Annotated in this window: 18 protein-coding genes and 1 pseudogene; 12 read left to right on the top strand and 7 right to left on the bottom strand. The window is 71.7% G+C overall.

Annotated features, from left to right (window positions below; genetic code table 11):
* Positions 1 to 167 precede the first annotated feature (167 nt).
* The 3 genes from BLW76_RS38685 (at position 168) to BLW76_RS38675 (ending at position 1,769) form a co-directional block, all read left to right on the top strand.
* Complete coding sequence (locus BLW76_RS38685) at positions 168 to 521, top strand: hypothetical protein (RefSeq protein WP_091316888.1); 354 nt, start codon at positions 168 to 170, stop codon at positions 519 to 521.
* A gap of 82 nt (positions 522 to 603) precedes the next feature.
* A complete protein-coding gene (locus tag BLW76_RS38680) occupies positions 604 to 954 on the top strand; it encodes a hypothetical protein (protein ID WP_091316887.1) in 351 nt (116 codons plus the stop codon).
* A gap of 461 nt (positions 955 to 1,415) precedes the next feature.
* Positions 1,416 to 1,769: a hypothetical protein gene (locus BLW76_RS38675; protein WP_091316886.1), complete on the top strand. Its 354-nt coding sequence runs from the start codon at positions 1,416 to 1,418 to the stop codon at positions 1,767 to 1,769.
* A gap of 243 nt (positions 1,770 to 2,012) precedes the next feature.
* On the opposite strand, the gene BLW76_RS38670 is transcribed toward BLW76_RS38675, so the two are convergent.
* The gene (locus BLW76_RS38670) at positions 2,013 to 2,246 is read right to left on the bottom strand and encodes a hypothetical protein (protein WP_091316885.1); all 234 of its coding nucleotides are present in this window, start codon (positions 2,244 to 2,246) and stop codon (positions 2,013 to 2,015) included.
* 95 nt (positions 2,247 to 2,341) lie between these two features.
* Positions 2,342 to 3,970 carry a glycoside hydrolase family 27 protein gene (locus tag BLW76_RS38665; protein WP_091316883.1) on the bottom strand — a complete coding sequence of 543 codons (1,629 nt, stop codon included), beginning with the start codon at positions 3,968 to 3,970 and terminating at the stop codon, positions 2,342 to 2,344.
* 245 nt (positions 3,971 to 4,215) lie between these two features.
* On the opposite strand from BLW76_RS38665, the gene BLW76_RS38660 reads away from it, so the two are divergent.
* The 4 genes and pseudogenes from BLW76_RS38660 (at position 4,216) to BLW76_RS38645 (ending at position 9,328) form a co-directional block, all read left to right on the top strand.
* Complete coding sequence (locus tag BLW76_RS38660; RefSeq protein WP_208613474.1) at positions 4,216 to 7,092, top strand: glycoside hydrolase family 9 protein; 2,877 nt, start codon at positions 4,216 to 4,218, stop codon at positions 7,090 to 7,092.
* 169 nt (positions 7,093 to 7,261) lie between these two features.
* A complete protein-coding gene (locus tag BLW76_RS38655; RefSeq protein WP_091316881.1) occupies positions 7,262 to 7,987 on the top strand; it encodes an ABC transporter ATP-binding protein in 726 nt (241 codons plus the stop codon).
* Between the two features lie 59 nt (positions 7,988 to 8,046).
* Positions 8,047 to 8,708: pseudogene (locus BLW76_RS38650) on the top strand (ABC transporter permease).
* Positions 8,709 to 8,887: 179 nt separating this feature from the next.
* On the top strand, positions 8,888 to 9,328 hold the full coding sequence (locus tag BLW76_RS38645) for a DUF6292 family protein (RefSeq protein WP_091316879.1): 441 nt from the start codon (positions 8,888 to 8,890) through the stop codon (positions 9,326 to 9,328).
* Here BLW76_RS38645 and BLW76_RS38640 read toward each other — a convergent pair.
* Both BLW76_RS38640 and BLW76_RS38635 read right to left on the bottom strand, forming a co-directional pair.
* On the bottom strand, positions 9,306 to 10,322 hold the full coding sequence (locus BLW76_RS38640) for a glycoside hydrolase family 5 protein (RefSeq protein ID WP_244170510.1): 1,017 nt from the start codon (positions 10,320 to 10,322) through the stop codon (positions 9,306 to 9,308). The genes BLW76_RS38645 and BLW76_RS38640 overlap by 23 nt on opposite strands.
* A gap of 318 nt (positions 10,323 to 10,640) precedes the next feature.
* Complete coding sequence (locus BLW76_RS38635; protein WP_091316876.1) at positions 10,641 to 11,531, bottom strand: LysR family transcriptional regulator; 891 nt, start codon at positions 11,529 to 11,531, stop codon at positions 10,641 to 10,643.
* Between the two features lie 92 nt (positions 11,532 to 11,623).
* On the opposite strand from BLW76_RS38635, the gene BLW76_RS38630 reads away from it, so the two are divergent.
* Entirely contained in the window at positions 11,624 to 12,805 is a 1,182-nt protein-coding gene (locus BLW76_RS38630) for a serine hydrolase domain-containing protein (protein WP_091316875.1), read from the top strand.
* Between the two features lie 156 nt (positions 12,806 to 12,961).
* Positions 12,962 to 13,312 (top strand): UBP-type zinc finger domain-containing protein, encoded by a 351-nt coding sequence (locus tag BLW76_RS38625; protein ID WP_091316873.1) that lies wholly within the window; start codon positions 12,962 to 12,964, stop codon positions 13,310 to 13,312.
* Between the two features lie 180 nt (positions 13,313 to 13,492).
* On the opposite strand, the gene BLW76_RS38620 is transcribed toward BLW76_RS38625, so the two are convergent.
* Complete coding sequence (locus BLW76_RS38620) at positions 13,493 to 14,257, bottom strand: DUF1206 domain-containing protein (protein ID WP_091316871.1); 765 nt, start codon at positions 14,255 to 14,257, stop codon at positions 13,493 to 13,495.
* Between the two features lie 783 nt (positions 14,258 to 15,040).
* A complete protein-coding gene (locus BLW76_RS38610) occupies positions 15,041 to 16,015 on the bottom strand; it encodes a hypothetical protein (protein ID WP_091316869.1) in 975 nt (324 codons plus the stop codon).
* 548 nt (positions 16,016 to 16,563) lie between these two features.
* Between BLW76_RS38610 and BLW76_RS50150 the strand changes: the two genes are divergently transcribed.
* The 3 genes from BLW76_RS50150 (at position 16,564) to BLW76_RS38595 (ending at position 21,280) form a co-directional block, all read left to right on the top strand.
* A complete protein-coding gene (locus BLW76_RS50150; RefSeq protein WP_244170509.1) occupies positions 16,564 to 17,178 on the top strand; it encodes an HAD family hydrolase in 615 nt (204 codons plus the stop codon).
* Positions 17,179 to 17,194: 16 nt separating this feature from the next.
* Positions 17,195 to 17,845, top strand: a complete 651-nt coding sequence (locus tag BLW76_RS38600; protein ID WP_091316868.1) for a hypothetical protein — start codon at positions 17,195 to 17,197, stop codon at positions 17,843 to 17,845.
* A gap of 129 nt (positions 17,846 to 17,974) precedes the next feature.
* The gene (locus BLW76_RS38595; RefSeq protein WP_091316866.1) at positions 17,975 to 21,280 is read left to right on the top strand and encodes an AfsR/SARP family transcriptional regulator; all 3,306 of its coding nucleotides are present in this window, start codon (positions 17,975 to 17,977) and stop codon (positions 21,278 to 21,280) included.
* Here the strand turns inward: BLW76_RS38595 and BLW76_RS38590 are convergent.
* Positions 21,198 to 22,229, bottom strand: a complete 1,032-nt coding sequence (locus tag BLW76_RS38590) for a winged helix-turn-helix domain-containing protein (protein ID WP_091316865.1) — start codon at positions 22,227 to 22,229, stop codon at positions 21,198 to 21,200. The genes BLW76_RS38595 and BLW76_RS38590 overlap by 83 nt on opposite strands.
* Positions 22,230 to 22,370 lie beyond the last annotated feature (141 nt).

Here is a 22,370-nt window from a genome sequence, read left to right as displayed (position 1 = left end):
GGGCGCTCACCCGGTCGAGCTATCCCGACCCCGGTCAGGGGTTCGCGCACCCCACACGATCGGTGAACCGGCTGGAACGCGCGCCGGGCCATCAGTACGTTTTTTCCCACCGCGGCGGAACAATGCCTTGAATGCCGTCGCGGCAATTGTCTTATCGAGGAGAATCCATGCTGAAGAAAATCGGCTTCGTCGCCGCCGCCATGGCGGCCGGCGCGTTCGTCACCGGTGGGATCGCGGCCGCGGGCACGCCGGACGAAGAGCACGGCCACGGCTGGGACCACACCGGCCAGGTCGGCCTGGTGAACCTGAACGACACCGACGCGCTGCACAACGTGCAGGGCACGCTCGGGTTCTGCGGCAACGACGTCAACGTGCTCGGCGTCCAGGTGCCGGTCCACGAGTCGCTCAACGGCATCGGCGTGCCGATCCTGTCGCCGGGCGCGAGCGAGGCCGAGGGTTCGTCGCCGTACAACTGCGCCTCGAGCGGGCTCGCCGACGGCGGCACCAGCCAGGGCAACTGAAGTTTCCGCTCCGGCGGGAAGAAATGATTTCCCGGCACCGGCGCTGGCCGGTGCCGGGTGGGTAGTTGAGGAGTTCTTTCTCGTGATCAAGCAGCTCGGATTCGTCGCGACCGCACTGGCCGCCGGGTTGGCCGCGTTCGGCGGCTCGGCCTCCGCGACCACCGTCACCGTCTCGGGGCACCCGGTCGACCACAGCGAGCAGTTCGGCCTGGCCAACGTGCAGAGCCTCGACGCGCTGCACAACGTGAACGCGGTCGGCGGCGTCTGCGAAGACAACGTCAACGTGCTCGGCGTGCAGGTCCCCGTGCAGGACGTCGCCCAGGGTGTCGACGTCCCGATCCTGTCGCCCGGGGCGCACGAGGCCGAGGGCGACTCGCCGTCGAACTGCGCCAGTGGCGCCATCGCGGACGGCGGGACGGCCCAGGGCCACTGACCAACCGGCCGGGGAAGCCGCCGCGTGGATGCACTTTCCGCGCGGCGGCTTTTCGCTGCCCGGGAACCGGCGAGGCCGGGGCGTCGCCCGGCTGCGGGCTCGGCTGGGGGTTCACGCCTCGCCGGTTCACCGGCCGGAAACCCGCTCCGGGGTCGAAAGAACGGGTTCCGTACGACGAGCCTACAACCCGTGCGCTGTTTCCGTCGCCGTTCTCCGGGTGGTTGTGGCCTGAACGAGTGTGCGATTGTGCCGAAATAGTTTTCGCGCGATAAACCTGCATTACCCGATCGGGCCAACCAGGCCGTGGTCAGCGGCTTTCGGGCGCACCCGATGGTGGCGCGAAGTGGAATACGGTCAATTCTCTCCGTACGTTTCCCTCACGCGGGACGGCGAACACACACCTCGCCGCCGTCCTGTCCGATGCACCGACTCCGATGCACCGACTGAACCGAGGAGAACAAATGCTGAAGAAGGTTGGTTTCGTCACGGCTGCCATGGCGGCCGGCGCTTTCCTGGCCGGTGGCGTCGCGGCCGCCGGCACGCCGGACGGCCACGACCACCACCACGGTGGCCACACCGGCCAGCTCGGCCTGCTCAACCTGAACAACACCGACGTGCTGCACAACGTCAACGCCGTGCTCGGCGTGTGCGACAACAACGTCAACGTGCTCGGCGTCCAGGTGCCGGTCCAGAACTCGCTCAACGGCATCGGCGTGCCGATCCTGTCGCCGGGCGAGCACGAGGCCAGCGGCGAGAACCCGGAGAACTGCGCTTCGGGCGGCATCGCCGACGGCGGCACGAGCCAGGGCCACTGAGTCCCCGCGCCACGGCCGCCCGTTGTGTGTGCGGAAGCCGGCCGGGGCGCGGAATCCGGCGCCGCGCCGGGAATCGTCCGGCGTGCCCGGAACAGGGAGCGAGCTGCACACTCCGGTTCCCCGTCCCGGGCACGCAGCGATCCGGCGCCGACGCCGGCCCGGGTGGGACCGGTTACCGCCGGTCCCACCCGGCGCACGGCGAAAGCCGCGACCGAATTCCTTCGGTCGCGGCTTTCGCCGTGTTCACCGCCGGCCGAGCAGTCTCCCGACGACCCCGCGGCGGCGCCTCGGCTCCGGGACGGGCGTGGTGCCCACCCGCAGCACGATGTCCAGCACCGCGGCCTGGTGTTCGGCCGCGGCGCGCGAGTAGCCGGGCGAGGTGGTGACGGCCCGGCGAAGGGCGTCGGGGTCGGCGGTGCCGGTGTCGAACCCGGTGACCCGGGTGACGTCGATGGGGCCTCGGCACGGTGTTTCCACGGGAAGGTTCTCCTGCTGTCGGACGGTCCGTATCCCGTTATCGCTCCGTTACCGCCCCGGCGTTACCGTCCCCGCGTCCCTCGGTCAGGTGAGCCTCACACGCGGCTCCACCGCTGGTTCGCCTGGCCGTTGCAGGTCCACAGGATCGCCCGTGTCCCGTTGGCGGTCGCGGCGCCTTCGACGTCGAGGCACAGTCCTGATTGGACGTTGCGGACCGTGCCGTCCGAGCCCAGCGTCCACTTCTGGTTGCTCTGCCCGGTGCACGAGCGGCTGTAGACGCGGGCGCCGCTGGTGGTGCCGTCGAGGCACTTGTCGCCGAAGACGCGGATCTCGCCGTTCTCCCAGCTCGTCCACAGCTGGTTGGCCGAGGTCTGGCAGTCCCAGATCAGCACGCCCGCCCCGGAGGCCGTGGAGGCGTTGTCGACGTCCAGGCAGCGGCCCGAACCGGCGTCGCGCAGCCGGGACGTCGTCGCGGCCTGCGGGGTGCCGCCGGACACCCGGAACGCGGCGACGCCGTGAGCGGGCACGCTCGCGCTGATCGCGCCGCCGGACGCCGACGTGCCGCCGGTCCACAGGTCGGTCAGGGTGAACGACGTCCCGTTGAGCCCGACCTGCGCCGCGGTGGTGCTGATGGTCGTCGTGCCGCTGCCGCGGTTGAGCAGCCCGACGGCGACGGACCCGTCGGACAGCGGCTTGGCGAAGACCTCGACGTTGCCGTCGTCGCGGACCCGGCGGCCGCCGGCACCGAGGCTGTCCTGGTCGACCGCCAGCAGCCGCGGGTTGCGCAGGACCGCGCTGATGTCCGCGGACATCGTGCGGATGTCGTTGCCCGCCATGAGCGGCGCCGCCATCAGCGCCCAGAGGGCGAAGTGGGCGCGGGACTCGGTGAGGGTCAGGCCGGGGCGGCCGACGACGAGCATGTCCGGGTCGTTCCAGTGCCCGGGCCCGGCCTGCGCGGCCAGCGGCGCGGTGACGTCGAGGACGTTGCCGACGCCCATCGGGTAGCTGTTGGTGTTGCCGTTCTGCCAGATGTCGAGCAGGTCCTCGGTGGTGCGCCACAGGTCGGCGACCTGCCCCCAGTTGTACTTGTCGCCGGTGATGGCGTGGTAGCTGTTGGGGTTGATGCTGTAGACGATGGGCCGTCCGGTGCCGCGCAGGGCGTCGCGCATCAGCGCGAAGCGGCTGACCTGCTCGTCGCGGGTGCCGGCGGGGGAGCACCAGTCGTACTTGAGGTAGTCGACGCCCCAGGAGGCGAACGTGCGGGCGTCCTGGGCCTCGTGGCCCTGGCTGCCGGTCGAGCCGGGGTAGGTGCCGGTGCGCTGGGCGCACGTGCGGTCGGTCGGGACCTGGTAGATGCCGAACTTCAGGCCGCGCGCGTGGATGTAGTCGCCGAGGGCCTTCATGCCGCTCGGGAACTTCGAGGCGTTGGCGCGCAGGTTGCCCTGGGCATCGCGCTGCGGGTCGAACCAGCAGTCGTCGACCACGACGTACTGGTAGCCCGCGTCACGCATGCCGGAGGAGACCATCGCGTCGGCCGCCTGGTGGATGGTGCTTTCGCTGACGTTGCAGCCGAAGCTGTTCCAGCTGTTCCAGCCCAGCGGCGGCGTCACCGCCGGGCTCCCGGGCGCGGCGACGGCGGACGGTGGCACCGCGACGGACAACGACAGTGCGGCGGCGGCCGCGGTGAACAGGTGCAGGATCCGTGAACGGGTTCGAGCGGGCATCTTCGTCCCTTTCCGGAGGGGCGGACCGGACGTTAGCGTTAACAGTTTCGGGCGCACCGAGCGTCGTGAAACTTTCCGAAAATTTCGGCCGCACTGACCCGGTGGCCCAGGTATGTATAGACGAAGGCAGGTACCGCGTCCACCCTCGCTTTCGCGATCATTGCCAAAGGCACGCGCGCATGATTACAGTCCCCTGTCTGGGAGCGCTCCCACTTCCGCCGGGCTCGACGACGAGGAGATGGCGAATGCGGGCAAGACAAATCCGGGCTGGTCTGGTGTTACTGGCGGTGACGGCGCTCGGGCTGACGACGGGCTCCGTGCCCGCGTCCGCCGCGGACTACGAGCGGCTGCTCAACGGCACCTTCGCCAGTGGCACCCTCGACCCCTGGTGGGCCGGGGCCGGGACCACCGGGCGCGTCACGGGCGGTGAGTTCTGCACCGACGTCACCGGCGGCACGGCCAACGGTTACGACGCCCTCGCCGGCCAGAACGGCGTCCCGTTCGAGGCGGGGCAGCAGTACACGCTGACGTTCGACGCGCACGCGACGACCACCCAGCAGATCTCCGCCGTCGCCGGCGAGGCCGTTTCGCCCTACCGGCAGATCTCCCGCACCGACCTGACGGTCACGCCGTCGACCCAGCACTTCACCGTCACCTTCACGTCCACTTTGGACTTCCCGGCCGCGGGCAACGGCCAGCTGGCCTTCTGGTTCGGCGGCCAGGCCGCGGACAACACCGTCTGCCTGGACAACATTTCGCTGATCGGCGGGGTGATCCCGCCCGGCGGCCTGCCGCCGACGAGCGGCATCCGGGTGAACCAGGAAAGTTACACCCCCGGCCTGCCCAAGCACGCCACCGTGATCAACAGCTCCGCGTCGCCCGTGACGTGGACGCTGCGCAACGCCGCCGGCACCGCGGTCGCCACTGGCCAGACCCGCCCGCGCGGCGCGGACGCCCCCTCCGGCGAGAGCGTCCACGACATCGACTTCTCCGCCTACGACACCGCGGGCACCGGGTACACCCTCGCCGTCGGCTCCGAGACGAGCTTCCCGTTCGACATCTCCGCGGACGGGCTGAAGAAGCTGCGTTACGACGCGCTCGCGTTCTTCTACCACCAGCGCAGCGGGATCGCGATCGACGCCCAGTACGTCGGCGCAAGCTACGCGCGGCCCGCGGGCCACGTCAACGTCGCGCCGAACCAGGGTGACAACAACGTCCCCTGCCGGTCGGACCTGAACTGCGGCTACACCCTCGACGTGCGCGGCGGCTGGTACGACGCGGGCGACCACGGCAAGTACGTCGTCAACGGCGGCATCGCGACCTGGCAGCTGCTCGACGAGTACGAGCGCGCGCTGAAGCTGGGCGACGCGAGCGCGCTGGGCGACGGCAAGCTGGCCATCCCGGAGCGGGGCAACGGCGTCCCGGACATCCTCGACGAAGCCCGCTGGGAGGTCGACTTCCTGCTCTCCATGCAGGTGCCCGACGGCAAGCCGCAGGCGGGCATGGTGCACCACAAGATCCACGACGCGGCGTGGACCGCCCTGCCGACCCGGCCCGAGCTGGACAGCCAGCCGCGGCGGCTCTCCCCGCCGAGCACGGCGGCCACGCTGAACATGGCCGCGGTCGCCGCGCAGGCGTCCCGGCTGTGGAAGACCATCGACCCGGCGTACTCGGCGAAGCTGCTCACGGCGGCCGAGAAGGCCTACGCCGCGGCGAAGGCCAACCCGAACGTGCTCGCCGACCCGAACGACGGCACCGGCGGCGGGACCTACGCCGACGGCGCCGTGACCGACGAGTTCTACTGGGCGGCCGCGGAACTGTTCGCGACGACGGCGAAGAGCGCCTACCGCACCGACGTCACCGGGTCGTCGCTCTACCGCGGCGTCAGCTTCAACACCCACGGCTTCGACTGGGGCTCGACGGGCGCGCTCGGCGACATCTCGTTGGCGCTGGTGCCCACCGACCTGCCCGCGGCGGACGTCGCGGCGATCAAGTCGGCGATCACGACCACGGCCGACAGCCACCTCGCCCAGATGGGGGGCATGGGCTACCCGGCGCCCTACCGGACGGCCGACGGCACCTACGAGTGGGGATCCAACGGCCTGGTCGCCAACAACGGCGTCGTGCTGGCCCTGGCCTACGACTTCACCAAGCAGGACAAGTACCGCAACGGCGCGTTCGCGGCCATGGACTACCTGCTCGGCCGCAACCCGGCGAACTACTCCTACGTCGCCGGCCACGGTGACCGGGCCGTGCAGAACGTGCACCACCGGTTCTGGGCGCACCAGCTGGACGCGACGCTGCCGACCGCGCCGCCCGGGTCGCTGTCCGGCGGGCCCAACAGCGGCCTGCAGGACCCGACCGCGGCCCGGCTGCTCGCCGGCTGCCCGCCCCAGCGCTGCTACGTCGACGACATCCAGGCGTACTCGGTCAACGAGGTCGCCGTCAACTGGAACTCGGCGCTGGCCTGGCTGGCGAACTGGACGGCGGAGAAGTCGCCGTCCGGGGTGGACACCACCGCCCCGGCCGCGGCAGGCAAGCCCGCCGTGTCCGCGGTCACGGCCACCGGCGCGACGGTGACCTGGGCGGCGGCTTCGGACGCGGAGAGCGGGATCAAGAACTACGACGTCGTGAGCGTGACCGGCACGAGCCGCAAGGTGCTCGCCACCGTCACCGGGACGTCGGCGACCCTGACCGGGCTGACGCCGTCGACGGCGTACACCCTGGTCGTGGTGGCCCGCAACGGCGCGGGCCTCACCGGCCCGGACTCGGCGTCGACGGCGTTCACGACCCCGCCCGACACCCCGGCCGGCGGCTGCTCGGTGACCTACACGTCGTACAACTGGTCGGGCGGCTTCACGGCCTACCTCACCTTGACCAACACCGGGACCACGGCGTGGTCGAACTGGGCGCTGAAGTTCGCTTTCGCGGGCAACCAGAAGGTGACCCAGGGCTGGTCGGCGACCTGGTCGCAGTCCGGTGCGGCCGTCACCGCCACGGCCCTGCCGTGGAACGCCTCGGTCGCGCCGGGCAAGTCGGTCTCGATCGGCTTCAACGGCAGCTACACGGGCAGCAACCCGCCGCCGTCGCCCTTCGCGGTGAACGGGAAGACGTGCGGGTGACGCCCGTTCCGGTCGCTCGATCGGCGGACTGACGGAGACTCCGCTAACGTCACACCTGCGGGCAGGTGCGCCTCCTCCCCCCTCGGCGCATCTGCCCGCTCTTTTTCCCCTCTTGTCTCCGCCCGCACCGGCGCTCACCATGAGGAGCCCGGGGCGGAAGGAGGACGCCGTGTCCGAGCCGGCGATCGTCGTGGCCGGCCTGCGGGTCCGCCGCGGCGGCGACGAGGTGCTGCGCGACATCGGCTTCGCCGTGCGTCGCGGGACGGTGACCGGCCTGCTGGGGCCGAACGGCTGCGGCAAGAGCACGCTGATGCGCTCGATCGTCGGCGTGCAGGTGGTCGAGTCCGGGCGCGTGGAGGTGCTCGGCAGGCCCGCGGGCCACCCCGAGCTGCGCCGGCGGATCGGCTACGCCACCCAGGACCCGGCGCTCTACGCGGACCTGACGGTGACCGAAGCCCTGCGCTACTTCGCCGCGGTGCTCGGCTGCCCGGCGTCCGATGTGGACCGGGTGATCACCCGGACGGGGCTCACGTCGTCGGCCCGCGTCCTGGTCGGCCGCCTCTCCGGCGGCCAGCGCGGCCGGGCCAACCTGGCGGCGGCGCTGCTGGGCACGCCCGAGCTGCTGGTGCTGGACGAGCCGACGGTCGGCTCCGACCCCGAGCTGCGCGACGAGCTGTGGCGGCTGTTCCACGAGCTGGCCGCCACCGGCGTCACGCTGCTGATCTCCAGCCACGTCATGGACGAAGCCGCCCGCTGCGACGACCTCCTGCTGCTGCACCGCGGGCAGCTCCTCGCCCGCGGCACCCCGGAGGCGCTGCGGACGGAGACCGGCGCACCCGATCTCGAGCAGGCGTTCCTGCGCCTGATCAAGGGCCGTTCGGAGGCCTCGCGATGAGCGCCCTGCCCACCACCCGGCGGATCCTCACCCAGCTGCGGCACGACCCGCGCACGATCGTGCTGCTGGTCGCGGTGCCCAGCGTGCTGATGATCCTGCTGCGGTACGTGCTCAACTCCGAGCAGCGGTTCAGTGCGGTCGCGCCGGCCCTGCTCGGCATCTTCCCGTTCACGATCATGTTCCTGCTGACCTCGGTGACGACGTTGCGCGAACGCACGTCGGGGACGTTGACGCGCCTGATGACGCTGCCGATCGGCAAACTCGACCTGCTCCTCGGGTACGCGCTGGCGTTCGGCCTGCTCGCGACGCTGCAGGTGGTCGTGGCCGCCGGGATCTCCCTGACCTGGCTGGGCTCGACATCGCCGGCTCGGTCTGGGTGCTGCTGCTGGTCGTGGTGCTGGACGCGCTGCTCGGCACCGCGCTCGGCCTGTTCGTCAGCGCGTTCGCCCGCACCGAGTTCCAGGCGATCCAGTTCCTGCCGGTGTTCGTGCTGCCGCAGTTCCTGCTGTGCGGCCTGTTCGTGCCGCGCGGGGAGATGGGCTGGGTGCTCGGCGCGGTGTCGGACGTCCTGCCGCTGTCCTACGCGGTGGACGCGCTGACGCAGGTGACCCGCTCGGCCGAGGTCGACGGCACCCTGGTGCGCGACATCGGGATCATCGCCGGTTGCGCCGTGCTGGCGCTGCTGCTGGGCGCGGCGACCCTGCGGCGTCGGACTCCCTGAGCGGCTTTTCGGGGGTTCCGGGTGGCGGAGCCCCCGGCTCGGGGCGAAGCCCCGGATGTCACAGCCGCAGGTGCCGAAAGTCCCGGGTTTCCGGGCCGAACGACGCCATCCGCGTGCGGCGGCGGGCCCGTAGCGTCGAGGCCCGGTCCGCCGTGGCCGCCTGCCGAACCGTGGAGAGGGTGATTCCCCTGCTGACCGGGATCGACCGTGACCACCGCCTGCGCAGCGGGCTGACCGGGTACCTGGCCGCGGTGAGCGCCGCGGTGGACGTGGGGGAGGAGTCGTGCACGGTGGACCTCGACGCGCCGGCGTCGGCGTACATCGCGCTGGACCTGCGGCTGCCCCGCCACCCCGGCCGGGACACCGCGCTGCTGTGGGACGAGCGGCACGGCTGGGCGTTCGCGATGGAGACCCACTCCGGCGAGGACCTGCTGGTGCTCGGGTACCTCGGCGGCGAGCTGGTACCGGCCCCGGCCCACGTCCGCGGCTTCGTGGCCGCGGTGCGGGCCGGGGCGTCCGGTCACCCGGACCCGCCGGACCTGCGTGGCTCGCGGTTCGACCTGGTGGAGCGGCTGGGCGCGCACCGCCGGGTGATCGTCAACTGGCGAGGCCGGCCCTGATGGCGTCGATGATGCCCTGCTGGGTCACCGTGAGGGCGGCCCGGTTGAACAGGCCCAAGCCGTACTGGCCGTTGTAGCCGTTGTCCCAGTAGACAGCGGCGGCGCCGTACTTCTTGGCCGTCGACACCACGGCCCGGGCGAAGTCGGCCCGGTACCGGTTGTTCGCCGAATCGAACGCCGACTTGTCGACGGACCCGTATTCCCCGACGACGGCCGGATAGCCCTTCGAGACGAAGACGTCGCGCACCGCTTTCAGCTGGGCGTCGAGGTAGTCTTCCTGACCCCAGGTCGACTTCTTCGCGGGATTGGTGGCGTTCCGGCCCCACTGCGTGATGGTGCCGTTTTCCTCGCCGGCGAAGTCCCACGGGCTGTAGTAGTGCACGGAAATCATGAGCCGTTTTTCGGCGGCCGGAATGGACGGCGACCGGAACTGGTCGGTCGGCATCACGAAACCGTAGTTGCCGGTGGTGTAGTCGATATTCGTGTTCCAGCCGGGGACGAGCAGCCAGCGGGACGCGTTGTTCCCGCCGGTCCTGCGCACGGTGTCGACGAAGATCTGGTTGTAGGCGTTGATGTTCGAGTAGCACGGCTGGGTCGGGGTGCCGTACTGGCCGTCGAACTCCTCGTTCATCGACTCGAGGATCAGGTGCTGGTCGTAGCCGGCGAACCGGGTCGCGACCTGCTGCCAGACCTTCTGGTACTTGGCCTTGACGGCGGCCTGGTTGCCGGCGTCGCAGATCAGCCAGGAGCCGGTGACGGACTTGTAGCCGTCGCCGTGCATGTTGATCAGCACGTACAGCCCGCGCTGGTAGGCGTAGTCGACCACCTGCTGGATCCGGTTGAGCCAGGCCGCGTTGACCGGGTAGTTCGGGGCGGCACCGATGTGGTTGAGGTAGGAGACGGGGATCCGGATGGTCTTGAACCCGGCGGCCTTCACCTTGTCGACGAGGGCCTGGGTGATGGTCGGCTGCCCCCACGCCGTTTCACTCGGCACACCATTGGCGCTGGCTTCCAGCTGGTTTCCCAGATTCCAGCCTGCGCCCATATCGGCGACGATTTGCGCAGCATTGAGCTGCGCGGTGGCGCCGGCCGGATTGATCCCGGACACGGTCGCGGTGACGGCAAGTGCGGCGGCAAGCAGGACGGACCGGAGCTTCGTTGCTCGGGAAGTCATGGCGGATACCTCTCATGCCCATTGGTGGACATATTCCAACATGGCCGATACCCGGCGTCAATGCTCCTCGTTGCCATTGATTGTCGAAGCCGTCGAACAATCGAAAGAATCGACGGAATTGGTTCAGGTCGGCTCGCCTCACAACCGGCTGACGCCGAGGTCGCGGACCACGGCGGAGAGGGCGTCGACCATCTCGTTCTCGACGTCGTTGCGCCACACCAGGCCCCAGCGCAGGCCCGGCCAGTCGTGGATCGGCACGTACACGATGTCCGGCCGGGCGTGGTAGCGCGCCACGTGGCCGCCGAGGTTGTGGAAGCCTTCACCGTTGCCGACGTGCGTGAAGATGTCGTCGAGGCTGGCGATGTCCGGCGGGTGGCGTTCGATCGGGCGGCCGCTCTGGGTCTGGAACGGCGTGAACGCGTCGGCCCAGTAGTCGGGTCCGGGCGGGCCCTGCAGGATGCCGCGGTCGCCGAACACCTCCAGCGACACCGACTTCTCGCCGGCCAGTGCGTGGTCCGGCGCCAGGAGCAGCACGCTGTGTTCGGTGTAGACGGTCGGGCCGGTGGTCAGGTCGGGCTCCTCCACCGGCAGCCAGGCGACGAGCACGTCGATGTCGCCGTTGCGGATCGGGGCGAACGCGTTGACGAACGGGTTGTGGCGGATGTGCAGGCCCCACTGCGGGTGCCGGGCGCGAAACGTCTCCCAGTACGGCCGCAGGTCGTGGGCGTTGGCCGGCAGCATGCCGACCCGCAGGACGCCGGTCTTGCCCTCGGCGGCCAGCCGGGCCCGTGCCATGCCCTCCCGCAGGGAGCGGAAGGCGGGCAGCAGGTCGGCGCGCAGCTGCACGCCGACGGGCGTCAGCCGCACCGACCGGCTGCTGCGCTCGAACAGCGCGGCGCCGACGCCGCGTTCCTGCTTCTTGATCGCCTGGCTCACCCGGGCCTGCGAGACGTGCAGCCGGGCCGCGGTGCGGCCGAAGTGCAGTTCTTCGGCGAGGGTCAGGAATATCTCGATGTCCCGCAGTTCCAACTCCTGCCCCCAGGAACGATAAGTGCCGTGTTATCACCAAGATGCCAGAATCGGCGTTGTTCCCGGGGCGCTTCGCCCCGATGCTCTGAGGCATGTCACAGACAGTGAGTTACTCAAGCCGGCTCCGCGACACGCTGAGCAGGCACGTCGAGGTCGGCACGGTGCCCGGGCTGGTCGCGCTGGTGAGCCGCGGCGACGAGGTGCACGTCGAGGCGCTGGGGACGCTGCACGAAGGCGGCACCACGCCGATGGGCCGCGACACGATCTTCCGGATGGCGTCGCTGACCAAGCCGGTCACCGCGGCCGCGGTGATGATCCTGGTGGAGGAGTGCCGGCTGCGGCTCGACGACCCGGTCGAGACGTGGCTGCCCGAGCTGGCCGAGCGGCGGGTGCTGGCCCGGATCGACGGGCCGCTGGACGACACGGTCCCGGCGGCCCGGTCGATCACCGTGCGGGACCTGCTGACCCTGACGTTCGGCTTCGGTGCCGTGTTCGCCGCGCACCCGATCCTGGAGGCGGCGCTTTCGCTGGGCGTCGTCGGCGACGGCACCCCGAACTGGCCGACGACCGGCCAGGACGAGTGGCTGCGCCGGCTGGGCACGCTGCCGCTGATGTACCAGCCGGGGGAGCGCTGGCAGTACCACGTCGGCTCGGACGTGCTGGGCGTGCTCGTGTCGCGGGTGGCGGCCCGGCCGTTCGGCGAGTTCCTGGCGGAGCGGCTGTTCGCCCCGCTCGGGATGGCCGACACGGGGTTCCACGTGCCGCCGGAGAAGATCCACCGGCTCCCGACGAGCTACGCCCACGACCCGACGACGGGTGAGCTCACGGTGTGGGACGAGGCCGCGGGCGGCAAGTACAGCCGCCCGCCGGCGTTCGAGGCGGGCGGCGACGGCCTGGTGTCCACAGTGGACGACTACCACGCGTTCCTGCGGATGCTGGCGACCGGCGGCGGGCGGGTGCTGTCCCGCGCGGCGGTGGCGTTGATGACGATGGACCACCTGACACCGGCCCAGAAGGCGGAGAAGGACCTGTACGGCGACCACTTCGGCCGGCACGGCGGGTACGGCTTCGGGATGGCGGTCCGGACGCACCGGCGCGACCTGGCCTCGCCGGGCCAGTTCGGCTGGGACGGCGGCCTCGGCACGACCGCGTACGCCGACCCGGCGGAGGACATGGTGGGCATCCTGCTGACCCAGACGGCCATGGACTCGCCGGACACCCCCCGCCTCCACCAGGACTTCTGGACGGCGGCCTACCAGTCCCTGGACGCCTGACCCGCCCGGGGTGGACGACACGCCGGCCGCCCGCCGTGTCGTCCACCCAGGTGCGCGTGTCGTCCGCCCGGGTACGCCGGCCGGTCAGCCGGAAAGCTGCGATCCCGCCGCCGTCGCCTACAGTGGGTGAGTCGGCTGGTGAGCGAAGGAGTCCGGGTGCAAGGAATCAACCCCACGGTGCCGCCGAGCGGTACCGGCTGCGCCGACTGCGACGCCGCCGAGCCTCAGGGCTGGTGGTTCCACCTGCGGCGGTGCGCGGAATGCGGGCACGTCGGCTGCTGCGACTCCTCGCCCGGGCAGCACGCCAGCGGCCACGCCGCCGCCTCCGGGCACCGGCTGGCGCGCAGCTTCGAGCCCGGCGAAGAGTGGTTCTGGGACTACGGCGACGAGGTGCTCTACGAATCCGGGCCCGCCCTCGCGGCTCCGGAACACCGGCCGCTGAGCCAGGCCGCCCCCGGACCGGCCGGACGGGTGCCCGCCGACTGGACTCAGCGCCTGCACCAGTAGCCGCGCTGAGCGACGAAGAGCGAAGAACACGTACAAGCAGCGCGCCCGGGACGAGATGTGGGCCCGCCTCGGCCTGTCCGCCGGTCAGCTCGCCGACCTGCTCGACCACCTCGACGAAGACCCCGACGACTGCGAGGTCCTGGCGAACCCTGGACCCGGCCGGCTGGCTGTGACCCCGCCTCACAGCCGGCGGAACCGGGCCTCCAGCAGCGCGAACACCCCGAACACCGCGATCCCCGCGGCCAGCGCCAGCAGCAGCGCCTGCCCGTAAGGCTGCACAGCCAGCGTCTTCAACGCCGGGTCCAGGCCGCCGGCCTTCGCGGGGTCGTAGCGGACCGCCGCCAGGACGAACATCGCGCCCACCGTCGCGTACAGCACCCCCACCGCGCACCAGCCGATCTGGCCGAGCCGGGTGGTCGACAGCCGCAGGGTGCGGGACGCGCCGCCGAAGTCGAGGTCGTGGAGGAACTTCTTGCGCGCGCCTCGGTACGCCAGCCAGGCCGCGACCGCGATCACCAGGAGGCCCGCCGCGATCACCGCGACCGCGCCCCACGACCAGCTCAGCACGGTCGCGACCACCGAGCCCGTCTTGCCGGACGCCCCCGTCGCGGTCTTGCCCGCGCTGTAGGCGACGAGGCCGTACAGCACCACTTCGACCCCGCTGATCGCCCGCCGCACCCACCGGCGGCGCGGTTCCGCCTGCCGGTGACCGGTGACGGCCTCGGCGAGCTGCCACAGTGCCAGCACCCCGGTGCCGGCGGCGACCAGCCAGAGCAGCCACGCCCCGCCTTCGGCCGCGACGATCTGCAGCGCGCCCGCCTTGTCGGCCCGCTCGTTGTCGCCGAGCGCCACCTGGACGGCCAGCCACGCGACGATCAGGTGCACGGCCGCGTAGCAGGTCAGCCCGATCCGGGCAAGCAGGCTGAATACTCTCAGTTCGGGCATGAAGGTGAGTTTTGCTCACCTTGCCGGCTTTGACCAGACGCCATCGCGATCGCCGGGATCAGAGTCAGCGCGGCGAGCCACGACCCGGCCGCGGTGCCGAAGCCGAACGCCGCCACAGTGAGCGCGGACGCCGGCATCGGCCCCGGCCCGCGAACCGGCCGGCCGGTGCGATCGGCACCGCCGCGTTCACCGCGACGCGGGGGAGAGCCGCGGTTATGGGAGGGACAACTCACCCCCGCCGCGTCCGTTGGCTACCGTCGAGGGCATGGACCATTGAGCCGACGAGCAGAGATCCTTCGTAACAGATCGGCCGACGGGGCTGTCCCGGCGCACCTTCGTCGTGGCCGGCACGGGTCGCGGTCGCTTAGACGTCGCTCTTGGGCACCAAGCCCGCCGAAGCCGCCGAGAGCGCCACGAGCACCCAGGTTCGTTGATCTCAACGGAACCTGCCACACACCGTCACGTCGACAACCGCACGTCACAGCTGGACCTGCTGCGCTCGCCGGTGTTCGAGAGTGAAACGCCGTCCGCGGCCGCCCCGACCTTACCCAGTGGGCCGCCCGCGACGTCCGCATCCGCCATGACGGGATGAGACGCCTTTGCCATCCTGAAGTGGGCGACTTGGATCTGGTGTAGCAGACGCTGGACCTGTCGATCGCGATCCTGGCATGCACGAGTTGACGATTTACACGGCCGAGCCGAGGGCGGATTCGGAGGACCGACTCAAGCTGCTGGCAAGCCTTGCGGCTTCCGCGTCCCAGGCGGCGCCGGCCGACTGAGGCTCTAACGCGGCGCGTTCACCATGGCGGCTGGATCGACCGTGTCGCAGAGGCCGGGATCCGGCTTCTGCCGGACGAAGTCGCAGGCGTGGGCGGCCGAGTTCGGCGTGCGTACGAGGACGTGGGTGAAGAGCGATCCGGCGGCGGGATCGAACTGCGCCTCAGACAGTTTTCCGGTCGTACCCAGTTTGACGGGGAAAGCGACCGGGATGTCAATCGTCACCTCGGCCGTCTGCCCGGCCGCCACCATGATCTGCGGGGAGAAGCTGAGCAGGCGCCGCCAGCTGCCGTCCGCGGTCACAAAGCCCTGTCCGACGAGAGGCAGGTCGAACTGGCTGTCACCGGCTCGGACGGTGCCGTGCAGGCGAGTAGCTCCTTCGTGGTTCGCCGGCCCCGCGAACATCTCCCGGCCGACTTCGAAATGCCACTCCTGCCGATCTCCCGGGTCGTGCCACCAGTGCTTGGCATCGAAATCGAGGTAGAGGCTTACTTCGGCGATGGGTACCGCTTCGGCGGCGGGATTGTGGAGGAACAACGCCACGCGGTCGAACTGCGGGTTGAACGCGTGGCTCACTTTCTGCAGCGAGATTCCGGGCGTGAACGGGAGGGCCTGCGTGTGGTCCGCGGGTTCCGGGCGGCTGAGTGGTAGCCAGAAAAGGCTCGCTGCCAGGGCAACAGAAGTAGTAGCACACGTGAATCGGACCCAGATTTGCCGCTTTCGTGCGGCGATGAAAAGCAGTGCCCCGCAACTGCCGATGATCGAGGCGATGGGCCACGGCCAAGGGGAGATTGCCGCGACGACGATCATGGTGATCACACAGCAGGCGCGGACGAGCTCGATGGCGCTTAGGGTGAACTGCTGCACCCGGACGCCACCGAAGATCGTACGTGCCTGAACCGAGGCGCCGATCCACGAGTCCTTGACCTCGTTTGTCGTCGCCGAAACGGGACGGTCGTCGTCCGGGTCCGTGCTGGGCATGGATGCTGCACCTTTGCCTCGTTCGAGGCAGGCAGCCTACCGCGCGTCAGCGCTGTGGAATCTCCGCCTCCCGGAAAGCGTTACGCATCAGCTTCGGCCGTTCTCGGCTGAAGCCGACCACCTCATCACGGAAATACCGTTGTAGTCGTAGTTGTACCCGCACCGCTGCTTGTAATCCTTGTAATCAAACCCAGAACGTGTACCCGCAAACCTGCGCCCGGGAACCCGGCTGTGCCCACGTCCTCGTCCTTGCCGCAGAAGTAGCCGAAGTACTTGTCGGAGCCCAACACGTCGGCCAGGTCGGCCGGGTCGTTGGTGGTGTTCGACGCCCACATCACCGGGCGGCGCTGCGGGCGGCCACGACCACCGCCGCCTTCGTGTCGGCCAGCCAGGCGCGGTACGTCACGTCGTCCACTCCGGACTAGTTCCGCGGCGCCCACGGAACCCCGACGGGTGGCGAGCCTTCTCTGGCGCCGACGGCTCGGAAGAGACTGTCGTCCCAGTATGTTGGCGGGGAAAGCGGAAAACCGTTGCGGTAGCATGGTTTCATGGCCATCCGAGCAGTGGTGTTCGACATCGGCGGCGTCCTCGAGATCACCGGGCCCATGGACTTCACCCGCACCTGGGAGACCAGGCTCGGCCTCGCCCCTGGCGAGATCCGCGGCCGGCTCGCCGACATGTGGGCGGCCGGCGCCGTCGGCGGGGTGACCGAAGCCGCCCTGCTCGAGGCCACCGTCGAGCGGCTCGGCTTGACCGCCGCCGAGGTCGAGCTGATGATGGCCGACTTCTGGGTGCAGTACCTCGGGGTCGGCAACACCGAACTGATCGGCTACGTGCGGCAGCTGCGGCCGCGGTTCCGGACCGGCATCCTCAGCAACAGCTTCGTCGGTGCCCGGGAACGGGAGCAGGCGGCCTACGGTCTCGAGTCGCTCGTCGACGACCTGGTCTATTCGCACGAGGTCGGGGTCAGCAAGCCGGAAGCGCGCATCTACGAGCTGACCTGCGCCCGCCACGGGGTCGCGCCCGGCGAGCTGCTCTTCGTCGACGACCTCGAGGTCAACGTCGCCGCCGCCCGGTCGCTGGGCATCCACGCCCTGCAGTTCCGGGACAACGCCCAGGTGATCGCCGGCATCGAGGAGATCGTCTCCGGCGCTCCCGGGTGAGTGCTTGAATCCCCGGGTGACCGTGTACGACGTGGCCCGTGCCCTCCCCGCCATCCCGGAGCTGCGCGAGCTGTGCCGCGCCTTGGCCGTGTTGGACGTCGTGCTGAGCCCCGGCGGCACGGAGCGCCGCCACGGCTACGCGCCTGATCGGGACCGGGCGTCCATGGAGGACGGTGCGGGCAACGAGTACTCGATCGTGTTCACCGCCGCGGGCGCGTGGGTGCGCGGGTTCGACCACGAGTCGCCGATGAGTCCCTACGCCACCGACGACGAGGAGCCGTGGCCCGGGGTGCTCGACGCCGTGCCCGAGGCGTTCCGGGAGTGCCTCGAGGAGCCGGACTCCGCCGACGAGTCCGGCACACCGGTCGTCACGGTGTGCCTGTGGCGCGGGCACGGTGACACCGCCTGGCAGCACGGGGACATCACCTTCCCCCGCCACGGCGACGACGGCGCCGACTGGCTGTTCCTCCTCCTGACCGAAGGCACCCCCGAGGCGTACCGGGACTGGGCGCAGGACTACTTCGAAACGCCGGTCGACCTCGCCGCGGTGCGGCACGTCCACGCCGGGCGGCCGCTGACCGCGGACGTCGTGACCGCGCTCAACCCGGCCACCACCCTGGCCGCCGTCGCGGCCGAGGTCGCCGCGATCGGCTACCCGACCGCCTGAACCGCGGCGCGAGCCGCCCTCCCGATACGCAATCCTCGACCGCCGACCCGCCGGACCGCGGAATCCTCGGTCGCGCTGCGCCGCTGACCAGCTACTGTGTGATCACGCCGGCTTCGGGAGGACAGAACGGTGAGCGGCTACAGGTTCGGCGTCCTCGGACCGCTGGAGGTGTACGACGGCGCGGGGACGGTGCTGCCCATCACCCGGCGCAAGCCGCGGCTGCTGCTGGCGTTGCTGGTGTTCCGGGCGAACTCCGTGGTGCCGACCGCGACCCTCGTCGACCACCTGTGGGGCGAGCAGCCACCCGCCTCGGCCGTCGCGAACCTCCAGTCCTACGTCACCGAACTGCGGCGGGTGCTGGCCACCCCGGACGTCGCCGGGGCCGAGCGCCTGCAGACCGGACCGGGCGGCTACCGGCTCCGCGTGGACGAAGGCGAGTCCGACCTCGGCCGGTTCACCGAGCTCGCCGGCCGCGGCGCCGACGAGCTGGCCGCCGGCGCCCCCGCCGCCGCGATGGAGCACCTGAGCGCCGCCCTCGCCCTGTGGCGCGGCCCGGTGCTGAGCGGGCTGGAGCTGCCGGAGGCGCTGCACCCCGACGTCCAGCGGCTCGAGGAAACCCGCGTGCGCGCCACCGAGCACCGGGCGCACGCCTGGCTCGACCTGGGCTGCCACGCCGTCGCGACCGCCGAGCTGCGCGCGCTGACCGGGCAGTACCCGCTGCGGGAACGGCCGTGGGAACTGCTCATGCTGGCCCTGCACCGCGGCGGCCGGACCGACGAGGCGCTGGCGGCCTACCAGCGGGCCCGGCAGGTGCTCGCCGACGAGCTGGGCGTCGAGCCCGGGTCCGCGCTGCGCCGGATGCAGCACGCGATCCTCACCGCCGACCCGGCCATCGAGGCGCCGCCGGAGCCGGTCCGGGACGCCGCGGTCCGGCCGCGGCAGCTTCCGTCGAACGTGGCCACCGTCGTGGGCCGCGCCGCCCTGCTCTCCACTTTGGACGAACTGGCCGGCGCGGCGGGGGCCCGCCCGGCCGCGGTCGTGCTGACCGGGCCGGCCGGGGTCGGGAAGACGACGCTGGCCGTGCGGTGGGCGCACCGGGCCGCGCCGCACTTCCCGGACGGGCAGCTGTTCGCCGACCTGCAGGGCTACGCGCCGGCGCCCGCCCTGCCCGCGCTGCAGGTGCTGACCGGGTTCCTGCACGCCCTCGGCGTCCGGCCCGGCCAGGTGCCGACCGAGCAGGCGGACGCGGCGGCGCTCTACCGCTCGATCCTCGCCGACCGCCGGGTGCTGGTCGTCCTGGACAACGTCGCCACGCCCGAGCAGGTGCGGGCGCTGCTGCCCGGCAGCCCGGGCTCGGCGGTGCTGATCACCAGCCGCGACCGGCTGGCCGGGCTGACCGCCACCGTCGACACCCGCGTCCTGCCGCTGCCGGAGCTGTCCGCCGACGACTCGGTCGCGCTGCTGGCCGACGTCCTCGGCCCGGAGCGTGTCGCGGCCGAGGAGGACACGGCCCGGCAGCTGGCGACGCTGTGCGCCGGCCTGCCGCTGGCCCTGCGGATCGTCGCGGCGAACCTGCTGCACTGGCCCGACCAGCCCCTGGCCGGCTACTTCGCGGAGCTGACCGGCGGCGACCTGCTGGCCAAGCTGAAGGTCGCCGGCGACGAGCGGCTGGGCCTGCGGCGCACCCTCGACTTCTCCTACGACGGGGTGTCGGACGCGGCCGGGGAGTTCTTCTGCCTGCTCGGCTCCGTGCCCGGGGCCGAGATCAGCGTCGCCGGTGCCGCGGCGCTGGCCGGCACCGACGTCGCCGGCGCCGCCGACCTGCTGCGTGAGCTGGTCGCGAGCCACCTCGTGCAGCCGCGCGGCGCCGACCGGTTCGGGATGCACGACCTGCTGCGGGCGTACGCCGCGGGGCGGGCGGCGGAGGACCTGAAGGAGCAGACGCGGGACGACGCGCTGGGCCGGCTGTTCGAGCACTACCTGCAGACCGCGGACCGTGCCGCGCAGGCGTTGTACCCGGACTTCCGGCGGCTGCCGGACGACCGCTCCGCCGAGACCGCCGGCACACCGTTCGCGCCGGGCGAAGCGCGGCAATGGCTGCTCGCGGAGCACCCGAACCTGCTGGCCGCCATCCGCTGGGCCGCCGGGCACGGGCCCGCGGCGGTCGCCTGGCGGCTCGCCGACGTCCTGCGCGGGTTCTTCCATTCCCACCGGCTCGACGCCGAGTGGGAGGCGGCCGCCACCGCCGGCCTCGCCGCCGCGGAGCAGGCCGGGGACCGGCAGGCGGCCGGCGCCATGCGGCACAGCCTCGGGGTGCTGGCCTGGGGCCGCGGGAACTACCGGCAGGCGCTCGCCGAGCTGGGCGCGGCCCGCGAGTGCTACCTCGCCGCGGGCGCGCTCGACGGCGCCGACTCGGTGCTGCAGGCGTTCGGCGCCGTGCACCTCGACCTCGGGCAGCTCGAAGCGGCGATCGAGCACTTCACCGCGGCCCTCGCCGCGGCCGAGGAGCGCGGCACCGAGGCGCAGGTGGCCAACAGCCTGATCAACCTGGGCGCGGCCCTGCTCGACCACGGGGACCTCGCCGACGGGATCCGGCACAACGAGCGGGCGTTCGCGATCTGCCGCAGCGTCGGCTCCGCGCACGCGGCCGCCATCGCCCAGTGCAACCTCGGCTACGGCTACCGCGCGACCGGGCAGCTCCGCCGGGCGCGGGAGGTGCTCACCGAAGCCCTCGCCTGCCTGCGCGAGCTGGGTTCGCGTGACGACGAGGCGGACGCGCTGGTCCGGCTGGCCGCGGTGCACCGGATCACCGGCGACGCGGCGGCTCGTGCCTGCGCGGTCCAGGCGATCGCGGTCGCGCGGGAGGCGGGCAACCGGCGGTTCGAGACCGACGCGCTGAGCGAGCTGGGCCACGTCCACCGGCTCGCCGGGGAAACCGATTCGGCGCGGGGCTGCTACCTCGAGACCCGGCAGCAGGCCGGGGCGATCGGGTACCGCCGCGGCGAGATCATCGCCGCGATCGGGCTCTCGGTCGTCGAACCCGGGCAGGCGCTCGCCCAGGCCGCGGACGCCCTGCGCCTCGCCGAGCGGGGCGGCTTCCGCCCGCTGGCCGAGCTGGCCCGGCTCCGCCTGGCCGCAGCGGCCCTCGACCACGGCGACAGCGCCGCGGCCGAGGCGTACGCCGGGCAGGCGATCGAGGAGCTGCGCCGGGCCGGGTACCGGCTCGGCGAGGCCGACGCCTGGGTCGTCCTCGGCCGGATCCGGCTGGCGCGCGCCGGACCCGAAGCCGCCCGCGCGTGCGCGCACGAGGCCGAGGCGCTCGTGCGCGACACCGACGCCGGCACCGTCATGGTCAGAGTGCGTACGCTGCTCGCGGCGACCAGGGCGCCGCAGCCGTGCGCGCCGGCGGCACCGGTTCCCCCGCCCCGATCGTGAGCAGGGCCGAGCCGAACCCGGTCGGCCGGTGCCGGGCCGCACCGCCGGTCCGGTCGGTCGTGATGAGACCCGACTCGCGCAGCACGGTCGCGTGCTGGCTGGCGCTCGCCGGGGAGACGCCCAGCTCGGTCGCGAGCTCGGACGTCGTCGGCGCGGGCAGCTCGCAGATGGCCTCCAGCACCGCGGCGCGGGTCCGGCCCAGCAGCTGCTCCGCCGACCGGTTCGGCGCGCCGCCGAACCAGCCGGGCCGCCGGCCGACCGGGTACACCAGCACCGGCTGGCGCCCGGGGTCCAGCAGCGTCACCGGCGACTGCCAGCAGAACATCGACGGCACCAGCAGCAGCCCGCGGCCGCCGAGGTGCAGTTCCTGGTCGACCGGGTAGGCCACCTCGAGCACCGGCGACCGCCACCGGACGGTGGGGTGGAGCGTCGCGAGCATCCCTTCGACGCCGTGGCTCAGCATCGTGTGGCCGCGCTGCAGGCGGTCGGCGCGCACCAGGCCGGTGATCGCCGACCAGGACGAGGCGAGCGCGACCGAGAAGTACTGCCGGATCGAGTGGCCGAGCTTGCGCAGCACGTCCAGGCGTCCCTCCGCGAGCGCGGGAGCCCAGGCCGGTGGCCGCCGCTCGGCGGCGAGCGCGGTGAGATCGGCCCGGAACACCGAGCGCGGGGTGCTCAGCACACCGTCGATCCCGCTGTCGAGCCCGTCCGTCCCGACCACCGGGGTGAGGAAGTCCACGGAGTAGCCGCGCGGCGGCGCCAGCGCGAAGAGCATCCCCGCGGACCGGTCCAGCCGGGACCGGACCGACGAGCGCCAGTCCCCGAACACGGCCTGTCCGGCCCCACCCTGCAGCTGGTGCAGGCTCAGCAGTGTCTCCCACAGCGGATCCGGCTCTTCCAGAATCCGCGTGCGGGCGAGGTCGTCGGCCTCGAAATGGATGCGCAGCATCGTCCCCCCCGGTTCCCCCTGGTGCCCGCCGACTATGGCGGCCGCCGCCATACAGCCGCCACACACCCGTGCATGGTGACCGCTTCGGCCGGCTTTCGGCGGACGCTGAAAAGGGGCCCTTCCTCGCGGATCCGAGAAAGG

The organism is Amycolatopsis tolypomycina, from assembly GCF_900105945.1.
Taxonomy (GTDB): Bacteria; Actinomycetota; Actinomycetes; order Mycobacteriales; family Pseudonocardiaceae; genus Amycolatopsis; species Amycolatopsis tolypomycina.
Note: the sequence above shows the minus strand (reverse complement) of the source record. Positions and strands in the feature narration are given on the sequence as shown.